This window comes from Vibrio iocasae (assembly GCF_042245395.1).
Classification (GTDB): domain Bacteria; phylum Pseudomonadota; class Gammaproteobacteria; order Enterobacterales; family Vibrionaceae; genus Vibrio; species Vibrio iocasae.
Map to the genome: position 1 here is coordinate 2,060,309 of NZ_CP145311.1, position 14,609 is coordinate 2,074,917.

Sequence of the window (14,609 nt, forward strand, 5' to 3'; positions counted from 1 at the left end):
ATGAAAGTATTAACTGTTTCAACCCTGTTTCCTTATGAAAACAACCCCAAACACGGAGTTTTCATTGAAACTCGTCTGCGCCACTTGAGACTTCACTACCCGGATGTAGAAGCAAAGGTCATCGCTCCTATCCCCTACTTCCCATCAAAACATCCACTGTTTGGCAGCTATGCTGAGTATGCTAAAGCACCCTATTATGAGAAAAGACATGATATAGATGTCTACCACCCACGCTACATAGTCATACCTAAAATCGGGATGACTATGACACCTGCAACGCTTGCTAAAGCAATATACAAACAAGCTAAACAGCTAATAGAAGATGGTTATGATTTTGATCTTATCGATGGGCACTACTTTTACCCTGATGGCGTTGCCATCGAAATGGCTGCTAAAAAGCTAGGTAAGCCTTTTACGGTTACTGCCAGAGGTACGGATATCAACCTGATACCTCAATTTGAAAAACCTAAACGACAGATTCAGCATGTGCTAAGCCAAAGTAGTCACAGCATGGCAGTATGTGAGGCGTTGAGACAAGAAATGATCAACCTTGGAGGTAAGCCTGAAGAGGTCACTACTTTAAGAAATGGTGTTGATCTTGAGTTGTTTTCGCTCAGTGATAAGAGTCAGCAACTCGAACATAGAAGTCATCTTGCACTCCCAAATGATCGGCCTATTGTTATTTCCGTTGGTCACCTTATTGAAAGAAAAGGACACCATTTGGTTATTGAAGCTTTGACACATGTCCCGGACGCCCTACTCTTAATTGCAGGAAACGGACCGGAAGAACATAAACTCAAAGACATGGTCAATCAACTAAAACTCACTGCCAGAGTTCGTTTTCTGGGAAGCCTTAGCCAGACTGAGTTGTGTCTATATTACGGTGCATCAGATGCGCTCGTTCTGGCTTCCAGCCGTGAAGGATGGGCTAATGTGCTGCTTGAAGCAATGGCATGTGGCACTCCCGTTGTCGCTACCAACATTTGGGGTACTCCAGAAGTCGTAAAAGATAAACAGGCTGGCGAGTTGGTATCAAGAGAACCGTTGGACATCGCCAGAGGTATCAACTATTTGCTAAGTAACCTTCCGGAAAGGGAGGAAACCCGTACTTATGCAGAGCAATTTGATTGGTTAACAACCTCGACAGGCCAGTACGAGATATTTACAAAGTTGCTCAACAATACCGCGGATAAGGTTTATTAGGATATGAAAATTCTGTATCACCACAGGATCGCTTCCAAAGATGGTCAGTATGTCCATATAGAAGAGATAATCAAAGCGCTAGAGTTGCTTGGTCACGAGATAGTATTAGTCGCGCCTAAAGTTGCTGAGAATGCCGATTTCGGTAGTGACGGTGGGTGGGTTTCTAAGTTACGAGCAAGTTTACCAAGATTCATGTCGGAGTTATTAGAGTTTGTTTACTCCTTTCACGTATTTATCAAACTATGTAAAGCGATTATTAAACACCGACCGGACGCAATATATGAAAGGTACAACTTATTTTTACCTGCAGGAATATGGGCCAAACAGCTATTTGGATTGAAGCTCCTTCTGGAAGTAAACTCGCCGCTTTATAACGAAAGGAAAGAATACGGCGGTATTTCGTTAAATCGTTTGGCAAAATGGTCAGAATATTATACTTGGCGGAATGCAGACCACGTTTTGCCCGTCACCCATGTATTAGCTGAGTATATAAAACAAGCTGGTGTTCCCGAAGGCAGAATATCAGTAGTGCCCAATGGGATCGATCCAAACCGATTCCACGCAAGAAACGACAGTACTCGTGATAAGCGCTTTAGTAATAAGCTCGTTATTGGTTTTGTTGGTTTTTGTCGCGAATGGCATCGCCTGGACGAAGTACTCGCATTGTTAGCAAATGAGAGCAACAACGAACTGATGTTTCTCATTGTTGGTGACGGTCCTGTATCCGAACAACTCCAACATCAGGCCCGAAAGCTGAACATTGACAGCCAGTTCCATATTACCGGCCTGGTTGAAAGAGATGATATGCCCTACTGGCTTGATCAAATTGATATTGCACTCCAACCAGCCGTGACTCCTTGGTCATCTCCTTTAAAACTCATTGAATACCTGGCAAAAGGAAAAGCCATAGTTGCACCAGATGCCCCAAATATAAAGGAGTTGCTTAAAGATAATGTTAATGCCGTATTGTTTGATAGCGATAGTACTGAAAGTATGATCAGTTGTATAAAATCGATAGTGGATACCGATGCACTGCGAATTGAAATTCAACAAGGAGCATTAAATACCATCGTGTCCAAAAAGCTTACATGGACAAACAATGCCGAACGAATCGTAGCATTATTTGAGATTGAATCTCCATCTTATAATCAGACATAAAAGCTACATGTCAAAGTTGCAATATTCTGGCTAATTTCAGGTACAACGATGAAAAGAAAGAGAATACATATCTGTCATCTGGTCTACAGTTTCAATACTGGTGGACTGGAGCGCGTTATCGCCAACATGATAAATAAGCTTGACGGAGAGCGTTTTGAGCACACCATAATATCGTTGACTGATGTCGGAAGCTTTATAAATGAAATCGACGGTGACGTGAACTACATACCTATGCATAAACGTCAGGGAAACGACTTCTCACTCTACTTGAAACTGTATAAGTTATTTATCCAACTTAAACCAGATGTGTTGCATTCTTATAATCTCGCGACAATTGAGTATCAATTTATAGGCTTATTGGCTCGAATACCTAAAAGAGTACATGCGGAACATGGTCGCGACAGCTATGACCCAAAAGGCGACGTAAGGAAATATCAGCTTATAAGAAGGGTTTGTGCGTACGCTATTCACAATATTGTCACGGTTTCGTCTGAGCTCGAACAGTGGCTGCTAAATACGGTTAAAATACCTCCTCAAAAAACATCACTTATAGGCAATGGTGTAGACACTGTTTTTTATAACAGGAGTCATGTTCAAGCTTCAGCTGAAAACTATTACGATGACAAGTTTGTGTTTGGCCATGTTGCTCGTTTGCACCCTATAAAAAATCAACAGTTCATACTCGAAGCATTTGAAAAAGCCTGTTCATATTCAGAACCCTTTAAGCAAAACTGCGCTCTTGTTTTTGTTGGAGATGGCCCTGATTGTAATAAACTGAAAAAGTATGTAGCTGATAGCAAGTTGCTGAAAAAAAAGGTTGTTTTTGAAGGGAACAGATCTAACGTAAGAGACTATTATTTTAACTTCGATGTTTTTGTTATGGCATCCATCAATGAAGGGGTTCCAATGACACTATTGGAAGCTATGTCTATGGAAGTACCTCATTTGATAATTCCAGTTGGAGGAATAAACGACGTCACTATAGCGAATAAAACAGGGCTTATTGTTAGCTCACACGATACCACCCAGTATTCAGAGAAACTAATAGAAGCCTTCGAAGATAAACAGACATTAAGAATCATGGCTAAGTGTGCTCGCTCACTTGTAGTGAACAAGTTTAGCGAAAACAATTGTATTCAATCGTACACCGAACTCTACACGCGGTAAGGGAAGACCAGTGATTGAGAACTTATTATTTGTACTTTGCTTGGTTACATTGTGTTATGTAGTCATCACTGCAATTAAAGAAAATAAAGATGAGAAGGGAGAATAAATGCGCGATCTCGTTTTCATTGCAGTGTTCTTAGTTTTAATCTTTTTTTCATTCAGGCATGCCTTTACTAACCTGGCACTCTGGCTTTGGGCCGGTTTATTTGTACCAACTAACTGGATCCACGGAATTGGAACATCAATAAGTTACAACTCTGTTTTTGCCCTCTTAACTATGATTTCTTATCTGTTTCAAAGGAACAAAGCTAAAATAGGTGGCGATGGCTTGTTTTTGTTAGTTGTTATTTTCTTTATCCATACCTCCATAACCAGTTTATTATCATCAAACACACCTATGATAGTAGAAAATAGTTGGACAAACTTTGCCAAAGGCATTTTATTGTTCATATTTACTTCGCTAATTATACGTAGCAAAAGTGAGTTTAAACTCATTATTTGGGTGATAACACTGTCTGTCGGGTTTCAAGGTTGTGTAGAAGCGCTAAAATTCTTGGCTTCTGGTGGTGGGCATCGCATTTTTGGTCCACTTGGACACCTACACGAAGATAACAACCATTTTGCTGCTGTTTTAACTATGGTGCTGCCACTCATCATATTTCTAACATCAATTACTGAGAAAAAAGTCGTCAAATTATCTCTACGTATCATTCTTGTTCTTTGTGTACTTGCTATTCTAGGCACCCACTCCCGTGGAGGCCTGATAGCAATCTCGACAACCAGTATTTATTTTTGGTTCCAAAGCAAAAGTAAAATGAAAATCATGTTTGGTGCTGTTTTGGTCATTGCACTGGCCGTGTCGTTTTTACCGCAAAACTGGTACAACAGAATGAACACTATTGAAACAGCAGCAACGTCAGATGGTTCTTTTATAGGCAGAATAATCTCATGGAAAATGCACACCTTGATCGCTATGGATAAACCGTTGACAGGCGGTGGTTTTAAAGCAATGGAAAACTCATATATTTTTGGTAGTTATGTAAGTGATATAGATAAGCTTGATTTTATATATACACCGGATCCTGTCAGAGCAAAGGCTGCTCACAGTATCTACTTTCAAGTATTAGGTGATCACGGATTCCTTGGTTTGATTCTGTTCGGGTTTATTATATTACTGTCGTTTAAGCGGTTAAGGTTTATAAGGAATCACTATCGTTCAATTCAGAGTTTCAATAGCTGGCAATACAATCTGGCAAATATGCTACAAGTTTCTCTCTTATCATATTGTGTAGCAGGCGCGGCCCTCTCGCTAGCTTATGCTGAAATATTTTATGCGTTAGTTGGGCTTACTATATGTCTCTACATTAACACAAAAGACCAAATCGTTGAGGATACTAAGGTTAGTACCGCTGAATACTCGCGTTAACCGTTGATTGAACTGAAAACAGAGCAAGTTAAAAGAACACATATACTCAAGTGTTATACCCAAACTTTGCTCTGAGCATTTTTATCACAGGCAAATAAAAGTTCTTATAAACAAAGTCGATTTCACCATATCGGCTTTTCAACTTAGTTATCATTACGCTAATCACCGCTAAATAAGCTACAGCACCTAACATAATCAAAAAGATCAGGTTCAATATCTCGTTTCCGAATACTTGGTAATTATCAACGAAGTATATTGTTGTCAGCATAAACCCTGAAGATAAGACAGCTGGCATGCATATAGTAATAATTGATTTCACAGAGACAGGTATTATTGTTCTTAAAACGATTAACAAGGCAGCAAGAATACAGAAAGCGACGATGACTCTCAAAATGACAAACTGCTCAAATGCTAGGTAGGTAAAGGCGTACATGGAACATATGACAACAATGGCAACGGAAGTCTCATAGAAAAACATCTTCTTCAGCTTTCCTGTTAGAGTAAAGACATCCGTTAAAATGTCATTCAGTAAAGTAGCAATAGACATTATAAGAAACAGTTGAAATATAGGAACAACTTCTAGCCACTGCTCACCGAAAACTACTGGTACTATCGTATCTGCCAGATATACACCACCAAAAACGATTGGTATGTAAATTAAACTCAGCACCAGTATAAACTTGTTTAACTTGTCTATTAGCAGTGATGTATTGTCCAAATAGTCAGATAAACTTGGATAAATTAGCCTTTGAACTGGTGCAATTAAAAACTGCAACGCTGTTGAGGATGACTCCATTGAGAAGTTGTAGACACCCAACTCCGGTACTGAATAATAACGACTTACCATAATTTTATCGGTCGCAGTTTTAACATAAGCTGCGACACCTTTTAATAAAAGCCACTTGGTAAATGTCCATTGAGCTAAGAGGTTAAAGGAGACCTTAGGCTTGTACTCACTGACAAAGTAACTTCCTCCTGCATATAGGCCACGAGCTACAATTTCGGCAATAATTACCGCCCAATAGCTATTGTAAACAACTGCAATAAAAATCGAGGTTGATGAAGAAATCGTTTTTGTAACCACGTCTAAATAGAATAGTTTGGAAAAGTCAAGATTTTTTATTTTGATATTAATAGCGGGGTTGACTAGTCCGATAAAAACAGATGCCAAACACATGGCTTTCATTGCGTCAGCCAACTCAGGTATGTTCATAAACAGAGCCAGATAATCTGACAGGAAAAAAATAACGCCAGCTATAAATAGTTTAGAAAAAACACTGATGGTCCATGCAGCATCCAAGTCCTCTTCAGTTATATTCTTTTTTCTCATTAAATATATGCCGCTATCTATATTGGAAATAGCGGCGAAGAAACCTTGAACAACAAAACAACCTGCGATTACACCGAAATCATATTTATCCAAGCAGCGAGCTAACACGATTAGTGTTGCCATTCCTAAAAGTCTGGAGTACCAGGACATTGCAAACATCCAGGCGGAACCTTTTATTACTTTTTTGGCTTTGGTTTCACCTGTTTTAACCATTAAACTTATCTCTATTCATTGGCAAAATCCTTTGCCAATACTACTTCACCACCAAGGTCGTTCGTAAACCACCTTACATACTCTACAGCAACGTGACAAAACTCGTTGTACTCTTCAACATTACTTACATAAGGTGTCGATCCTATAATCAAGCTTGGAGAGTGAAATGACATCACAAACTCATGCTGATTAATATCTATTTGGCTCAACGTGACTTTTTTCATCTGTTCCAGAGTAAAGCCTTCAGGGGATAAGTAATATTGCTTAACTCTTAAGATCTTTAAAATCAGCCTTCCGAAAACCTTTTTCTGTATTAGCGAAAACAGTTCTGGATTCTTATTCAGATAAGACTGCAATATGGAAATCTTGGATATGATAGAGCTGGTTCTGGGTAAATGAGTTATCCCATTTCTCATAAACCTGGCATTTGAATACATACTAAAATCGGGTCCAGACTGATTAGTTAGATCACTGTACGCACTAATACTCAGATCTACTTTGTATCCAAGCTCTTTTAAAATTCCATTTGTATTAGTCCCTATTCCATAACGTCCGGCAAGATAAGAACTGGGAAGTAAACCACTAACAGAACCTATCGTCTCTGTTAAGGTTTTTAACTTAGCCTGCTCCAGTTCATAGGGAAGATTGCAAGGATATGAATCGTACTCTGTAGACTCTTCATTCTCGTCTGCATATGGTGGAGTAACCCAGGGGTGTAAATGCGATGCAAACTCAACCAATTCATCTTGTTTCTTATATGTATCTACTACTTTTTCTCCTGATACACTTTTGATGAAAGGGTAATCCATCGCAATCGTTACTTTAGCACCAGTATCAATTAACGTGTCCATTATTTGAATAAGCTCTCTGTCATGAGATACTTTTGTATTCGCCCTGTAGAAACCATTCTTCCAGTCGAACTCTTCTTCCGCATGTATGACTATGGCTAGCTTGTTAGTCGGCATTTATACTCCGGACTGTCTCTCTAATAATTTATTTTTTATACATCTCAACATATTGCCTATCTGATATAGTAACCGGGATTTCTCGATCGAAAACACGATTTGCCTTGATTCCACGTTAGCAAAAGTTCGTTTGTATCTGGCATCTCCTCCCATAAAGTCATAACACGCCACTCCCGTTTTATGAGCAGAATCAATCAGCAAATAATGAGATACAATGCCTGGTTTTATATGCTTGCTGTTGTTGTGATAATTTATGCCACTTAAGTAAAAATAAACTCGATTTTGATAACTTATGTTGTAAACCACAGCAATCGTCTCACTACCGCATTGAACTCTCGTCAGTTCCACAGAGTCTTTTGCTCTGTCAATAAACTTTGTATGAAACTCGTTAAAGCTCTTATTATGAAAGCCGCTCTGATGCCCCCACCTTAACTTATGATATTCAGCCGCAACCTTCAGTAAACCCAGTTTTTCATCTTGTTTTGTAGCCTGAACTAAACTGATGTCACCTTCCAACCTGTATTTTTTTAAACTTCGGTTTATCTGATATCTAGCATTTCTGGATATAGATTGATGAATTGTCTTGCTAGTGCTGTTAAGTTTGTCAAAATCAACCAGGTAACTAGGTGCGCTCCAGATATCTCTTTTAAAGAAACCTGAACTCTCAACGCTCTTGAAGTCTCGCTCGTTGCTGGCTCCGATAACTAATTTATCCCACTTCCCCATCCAGCTTAATGTGCAATTGATCATTTGCAGGCGAATTTTGTCCCTATGCTCATCAACTAACAAAAAATCATTACACTCAATCCATATCTGATCATATTCTGTTACTCCCGTCCGGTGCAGATGGTGAATCCGGCGAAAGTGTTTTTCTCGAATATTAGCCGGCTGGGTAACCAATATACCCAAGCCAACAACCCTTTCTGATTCCTTAGCAACAACAACGGTATGATCCTTTACAAAACAATCCAACCAGGTGCTTATCCATGCCCAACTTAAAAAAAAGCCATGTTCGGAACAAAGCTCCAGCTTAACCCAGGATTCTTCGAGCCACTTTCTACTGGGATTCTCGTAAAATTTACAACTTATGGCACCTTTCAATATAACCACCCATTGCTATTTATCAGATAGTTTAATTGTTCCTGAGAGCAGCAATATTACTAGAATTAAAGAACGGAACTCTTTGAATAATATACGTTATGCCTTAATTAGGAAAGTAAGTTTATGTTTACAGTGAATATTCAACTTTAAAACAAGCCCCGTAGATCATTTTAACAATTTTGCAAGCTTGAATAGCTTTTATTTGCAACTTATCTCAAAAAGGAGAATTATAAAATCTATTTATTATATTGCTAACTTTCTCCGCCGACCTTAATTTAGTCTAAGCAACGAGAAATATTAACTATTTACCATACTTCTTATCTATGCTGAATTAGAAAACTAGCCTACAATATTTGTAATAATCATCGGTTTGGCTCCTATACAGCTTCTGTTGTAACAATGGTCAGGGAAGAATATGTCATATAAATTAAGAAAATCCATTCAGCGTTGCATGCTACTCGCTGTAACATCTTCCGTATTTGTCTGCGGATCAGCTTACTCGAATAAATATATTACAAACGCGCAAGAGTATCTGAATGAAAATAATATTAATGCCGCCATCATAGAACTTAAGAATGCAATTCAAAGCTCTCCCAAGGACGCCCAGCCAAGACTTATGCTGGGTATAGTTTATTTAGAACAAGGAAATTTTGTCAGTGCCAGCAAAGAGTTTGAAAGAGCCCTTAGTCTGGAAGGCAACCGAGATGAAGTTCTTCCATTGTTGGTCCGCTCTAAGTTAAATCAGGGATTAAGTCAGCAAGCCATCGACCTGATTGATATATCTAAAATCAGTTCACCTTATGCTAAAGCCGAGCTTTTATCACTCAAGTCAATCGCTCAATTGAACCTTGGTAAGATACAAGATGCAGAGCATAGCCTTCAGCTGGCAAAAGATACAAGTTATGACACTCTGTATACACAGCTAGGCAGAGCCAAAATCGATGCTTCTAAAAACCATATAGATTCGGCATTAAGAACGGTTAATGAAATTCTAACCAGTGAAAAAAACAACAGTGATGTATGGCTGTTTAAGGGGCACCTTGAAGCAGCAAAAAAAGAGTATGAACAAGCGGTAAGCAGTTATAAAAAAGCTTATGAGCTCGCTCCAAACGCCCTGCACTACACACTATTTATTGCTCGAACCCTTGTTCTTTCACGCAAGTATAGCGAAGCAGAGCCTCACATAGACAATATATTGTCTATCGCTCCAAATAACGTATTGGGTAATGAACTCAAAGCAGTAATCGAGTACGAAAATCAGGATTTCAATCAGGCAAAAGAACACTCAGAAAGAGCAATACACAATGGCGCAAGTCAGATTTCTACCTATGTCATTGCAGGGGTCTCTGCTTATCAACTAGGGTTGCTAGAACAATCAAAACAACGGTTTGAGCAAATAAGTGATAAATTGCCCCACGACCATTACGTAAATAAGTTGTATATTGCGACTTTGTTGAAACTGGGGTATGTAGAAAGCGCGCTACAGTTACTAGAAGACTACGCTGTGGAGTCCGAGCAAGACGGGCAGTATCTGTCATCCGTAAGCGCTCAACTTTCTGAACTTGGCAGAACAGAAGAAGCACTTAAGTTAGCCCAAAAAGCTGCAGAAACAGGAAATGCCGGCAGTGAAGTTATGCTTGGGCTCATTAAGCTATCAGGAGATGATAAATCAGGGTTGAATGATATTAAGGCAGCACTTGACGAAAAAACAAACTCCAGAAAAGCTGAACTTACTCTGGCATTCTACAGTATCAAGCTGAAAGACTACGACGAAGCATACAAGGTCGCAGAAAAGTGGCTCAAGATAAATTCAGAGGACACACTTGCAATACAAGTTAAGGGCCTAGTTAATCAGGCAAAACAGAACTATACCTTAGCAGAGTCTGCTTTTCGAAAAGTTGTCCAGCTAGAACCTAATAACATCAAAGCGAGAACCTCACTTGCTCAAGTAATGGCAAGTCAAAAAAAATGGCAGGATTCATATAAACATGCCTACGAAGCAAAAAAGCAAATGCCAAATGACGAAGCGGCCTATACGGTGCTTCTTGTTGCTGCATCTCAGACAAAACGCTTATCAGACTTAATCGAGTTGTTAAACTCTCAGATAGAAGCTAATAATGATATCGCGCTGATTCACCAGAAGGCTCGAGCTTTAGCTGTAGACAAGAAAGAGCAGCAAGCCGTGGAACTACTGGAATCCATAGCAGAATCAAATAAGACGCCTCGAACCTGGAAGCTTATTGGTGATATCTATTTTCAACAAACTAAATGGGTTGATGCTGAGAAAGCTTACACTAAGCTGGTAGATAAAGATCCAATAGACGTAAATGGTCATATTAGGCTTGTACATATAAGCGAAATGACTCATAAGTTGAGAAAAGGTGTCTCCAGAGCAAACAAAGCTGAAGAAATTTTTCCTAACGATGTTCGCTTCCCGTTAATGAAAGCTGGCCTCTTATATAAGCTAAGAGATTTTGATTCAAGTCAGGCAGTACTAGATAGCCTTGATAACAGCGTAAAACAATCTTTGTATGCTTTAAAGCTTCAAGGCAGACTTTTTATTGCACATAAAGACTACAGCAGCGCAGTTCCTGTTTATGAGTTGATGTTCGAGAAAAATCCCGATGTTAAATCGGCAGATCAGCTCTCTTCTGTTCTTTACTTAAATGGTCAGGGGCCGGAAGCTTTAGCCTTTCTTGAGAAGCTTATAGAGCAATATCCAAGTACTGCTAAGCCTTTAAACATCAAAGTAGCAGACTTGTTGTCCAAAATGGCTCCTGAAAAAGCTATCGCTAAGTACCAGGCAATCCTTGAGAAAGAACCCAATAACCTAATTGCCCTGAATAATATTGCAGCGCTTTATCAGCAAAAGGATCAGTTTTCTAATGCACAGGTATACGCAGACAAAGCGTATGAGATCGCCCCTGCTAACCCAGCCATATCAGACACTTACGCATACAACCTACTAAACACAGGTGATATTAAAAAAGCGATGGAAATCTTAGAAAAAGCGCACGATAAGGTACCTAGTCACGCTGAAATTGCGCTGCATTTTGCACAAAGCCTTATCGCAAACAATCTGAAAAACAAAGCAGCCAGTGTTTTATTAGATATCAATACCGATGAGCCTAGACTGCTGGTGCTGAAAAAAGAGCTGGAAGACAAACTTAACTAAGGAGTATTCATGCATGCGCATATAAATAGGTATGCGCGTGCTTAATTTGTATGAACAAGTTTCCCTACCTGACACTACTCGTATTATCTTTGCTAACTTTTTGCAAAGTATCGTTTGCCGCGTTACCCGAAACGATTGAGAAAATAAAACCTTCTATCGTTGGTATTGGAACTCATAGCCGTCTGGCCTCTCCAAATACCCAATTAAGGGGCACTGGTTTTGTAATAGGAAATGGTCAGTTTGTTGCAACTAACGCACACGTGATACCAGACGTATTAAACAGCGCTATCAAGGAAAAGCTTGTTGTATTAGCAGGAACCGGGCGAAGACCCAATGTTAAGTTTGCCAATGTGGTGGCGTTAGATAAATCTCATGATCTAGCAATACTAAAAATATCAGGTAAAAAGCTTAAACCTTTAACGTTATCCGATAAAACAGTAAGAGAAGGCGAAAGCATTGCATTTACTGGTTTCCCTATCGGTTCGGTTCTGGGGCTATACCCCGTTACCCATCGGGGAATAATCTCAAGTATCACACCAATTGTTATTCCAGCGAAGTCCTCAAGAGATTTAACCATCACACAACTAAAGCAGCTAAAAGATCCTTATATGGTCTACCAGCTTGATGCTACCGCCTACCCCGGAAACAGTGGCAGTCCTGTTTACTCCCAAGATACAGGTCAGGTTATCGCAGTAATCAATAAGGTGCTGGTTAAAACCACCAAAGAGAACGTGTTATCCGATCCTAGCGCTATAACCTACTCCATACCTATAAGGTACTTGATCGAGTTGTTTTCAACAGTGGAGTAATACTGAGGAGAGCTATTGTTCACTCACTCTATCAGAAAACTTTCTACCGGCCGCCTTCTGGAGAAAGCTCTGGGTGGGCGAGCATAACCAATACGAAACAGTATAACGACTCGCTCTTTATCTGGCTGAGCTTCTATAAGCTCCTCAAGTTGTTGGATGTAGGTTTGCAAGAACTGCTTTTGTTGTTCATTGAAGCCTTCACCGTTAAGTTCTTTCATACGATAAATCAACAACGGAAACGCACCAAATGGCTGAAAGTGAACACCTTCATTCTTATTCACGGCTAACCAAAGCCGGTTTAAAGTCATACCTTGTTCCAGCTCATCTGCCTCTTTGGGAACAATCAAAGCCCCTATACGGTTGGCATTTTCAAGCGGAACTTTTGCGCCACGAAATGCCATGAAATAGTGCATTCCGATCAAGTTCAAAAAGTTAGCTACTGGCCACGGCTTTAATAACGGTAGTGTATAAGTAAACATGGACTCCAGCCCCAGAGTATCAGAAGCAAGTCCATCCGAGCTTTTTTCGATCTGGTCACCATACCGCAACTTAGAGTAAAAATCGTCATGTAGACTCTTATGCGTATACCTTATCCGATCTGTCGTCGTAATAATCCTGGTTATCTCATCGCGTTGACCTCCTTCAAACCAGTGCACCCTCGCTCCAGAAAGAGGCTCTACTGATTGCTCAATTCCTGCAATCAGGTCAAAAGGAATAGTCTTATCTCTTTCATAGAACCCTCTATGAGTGCACCGCTTTAAGATTGCACTCGCCAGTGGATCCTCACTATCTTCACAAGGTTCAAACTGCAATTGCGCAACTCTATATAGCGGTTTGTCTAAAACATGCTTCGTTACTAAGGTACGATACCCCATAGTCGATGCTCTAAGGCGAATATTTTCAATCACCCCTCCACATCCAAGTAAACTTGCATAACACTTAGCATCGAAGAACATTCCCAGATATTTGGGATCTAAGCGAAGTTCAATTTCATTATCAGAGAGCTTGAATTTGAATGGCTCACTATTATCAGGAGAAGATGCCGTTATACCGTAGGAGATAAGTTCGAGCAGTACTTTCTTATCGATCATTTGTATACCTACTCTGCTAGCCAGACCAAACAAGCAGGCTTGATAAAGCCTGCTTGCATTCAAAGACAGTTGATATTACGAAGAAGCTGATTCAAGTAACTCTCGTTGATCAGCAAATTTCCTAGCCGCCAGATAACGTTTAAGCTTCTGTAACGGTCCTTTGTTGCCCCACCTGAGTTTTCCTTTTTTGTACACACCACTATAAGTATCAAACTGAGCATAGCAAGGCGCAGCCATTGGCGGACGTTTGTTTAGTAAGATGATAAGCACTTCAGATGTAAGCAGCCCCGTAGCTATGTTACAGGCGCATGAAAGAGATGGTCCAGCGTGATCAGACGCGTCAACTTTACCTGTGTCCATGTATTTCAAATGCGTAGCCCAAGGAGCAATACCGACAACGAATGCGATTAACTGATCAAATAGATCCATACTCTCGTCGATGTCAAAGTACTCTTCAAACGTCATTCCATCCGGCATAAATACATTTAACGTTCCAGAAAAGCCAAGAGGGGCAGAAAAAACCACAGGTTTACCGTGCTTTCTCGCCGTGCGATAAAGCAGTATGCGAGCCGGCATCGAAAACAGGTCAATAGCGTCGACTATCACATCAGCGCTACTCACAAACTCATCTACATTTTCCGGTTGTATTCCTTCGGGGTATTGCTTTATATCCACTCCAGGGTGGATATCCGAGGCCATAGTCGCCATAACCTCTACTTTAGGAAGATCTACGGTTTTAGACGTTGCACCAATCTGTCGGTTAATATTTTTGATACTAAACTCATCAAAGTCTGCGACATTAAATGCACCAATACCCATTCTTACAAGATCAATCAGCTCTCTACCACCTAGCCCACCACACCCTGCAACAGCTACTCTAGAGTTTCTTAGTTTCTCTTGCTCCTGTTCAGTGACCAAACCTAGGTTTCTTGTTACCGCTAACTTATAAAAGTCATCTTTATTCATATTAT

At 40.0% G+C, this 14,609-nt stretch carries 11 protein-coding genes; 6 read left to right on the forward strand and 5 right to left on the reverse strand.

Features of this window, described 5'->3' with window-relative positions; translation table 11 throughout:
- From SNR28_RS19100 to SNR28_RS19115, 4 genes are all read left to right on the forward strand, one after another.
- Positions 1-1,203, forward strand: a complete 1,203-nt coding sequence (locus SNR28_RS19100; RefSeq protein WP_375750131.1) for a glycosyltransferase family 4 protein — start codon at positions 1-3, stop codon at positions 1,201-1,203.
- Positions 1,204-1,206: 3 nt separating this feature from the next.
- A complete protein-coding gene (locus SNR28_RS19105; RefSeq protein ID WP_375750132.1) occupies positions 1,207-2,361 on the forward strand; it encodes a glycosyltransferase family 4 protein in 1,155 nt (384 codons plus the stop codon).
- A gap of 48 nt (positions 2,362-2,409) precedes the next feature.
- Complete coding sequence (locus SNR28_RS19110) at positions 2,410-3,528, forward strand: glycosyltransferase (protein ID WP_375750133.1); 1,119 nt, start codon at positions 2,410-2,412, stop codon at positions 3,526-3,528.
- 106 nt (positions 3,529-3,634) lie between these two features.
- Positions 3,635-4,954: a putative O-glycosylation ligase, exosortase A system-associated gene (locus tag SNR28_RS19115; RefSeq protein ID WP_375750134.1), complete on the forward strand. Its 1,320-nt coding sequence runs from the start codon at positions 3,635-3,637 to the stop codon at positions 4,952-4,954.
- Positions 4,955-5,000: 46 nt separating this feature from the next.
- On the opposite strand, the gene SNR28_RS19120 is transcribed toward SNR28_RS19115, so the two are convergent.
- The 3 genes from SNR28_RS19120 to SNR28_RS19130 are packed head-to-tail and all read right to left on the reverse strand — an operon-like array spanning position 5,001 to position 8,563.
- Positions 5,001-6,497: an oligosaccharide flippase family protein gene (locus tag SNR28_RS19120; protein ID WP_375750135.1), complete on the reverse strand. Its 1,497-nt coding sequence runs from the start codon at positions 6,495-6,497 to the stop codon at positions 5,001-5,003.
- Positions 6,498-6,508: 11 nt separating this feature from the next.
- Complete coding sequence (locus SNR28_RS19125; RefSeq protein ID WP_375750136.1) at positions 6,509-7,462, reverse strand: hypothetical protein; 954 nt, start codon at positions 7,460-7,462, stop codon at positions 6,509-6,511.
- Complete coding sequence (locus SNR28_RS19130; protein WP_375750137.1) at positions 7,463-8,563, reverse strand: GNAT family N-acetyltransferase; 1,101 nt, start codon at positions 8,561-8,563, stop codon at positions 7,463-7,465.
- A gap of 415 nt (positions 8,564-8,978) precedes the next feature.
- Between SNR28_RS19130 and prsT the strand changes: the two genes are divergently transcribed.
- Together prsT and SNR28_RS19140 are read left to right on the forward strand one after the other, a co-directional pair.
- Complete coding sequence (prsT, locus tag SNR28_RS19135; RefSeq protein WP_375750138.1) at positions 8,979-11,738, forward strand: XrtA/PEP-CTERM system TPR-repeat protein PrsT; 2,760 nt, start codon at positions 8,979-8,981, stop codon at positions 11,736-11,738.
- Positions 11,739-11,788: 50 nt separating this feature from the next.
- Positions 11,789-12,547, forward strand: a complete 759-nt coding sequence (locus tag SNR28_RS19140) for a serine protease (protein ID WP_375750139.1) — start codon at positions 11,789-11,791, stop codon at positions 12,545-12,547.
- A gap of 23 nt (positions 12,548-12,570) precedes the next feature.
- Here the strand turns inward: SNR28_RS19140 and SNR28_RS19145 are convergent, their stop codons facing one another.
- Positions 12,571-13,638, reverse strand: a complete 1,068-nt coding sequence (locus SNR28_RS19145; RefSeq protein ID WP_375750140.1) for a hypothetical protein — start codon at positions 13,636-13,638, stop codon at positions 12,571-12,573.
- A gap of 75 nt (positions 13,639-13,713) precedes the next feature.
- A complete protein-coding gene (locus SNR28_RS19150) occupies positions 13,714-14,604 on the reverse strand; it encodes a ThiF family adenylyltransferase (protein WP_375750141.1) in 891 nt (296 codons plus the stop codon).
- Between the last annotated feature and the right edge of the window lie 5 nt (positions 14,605-14,609).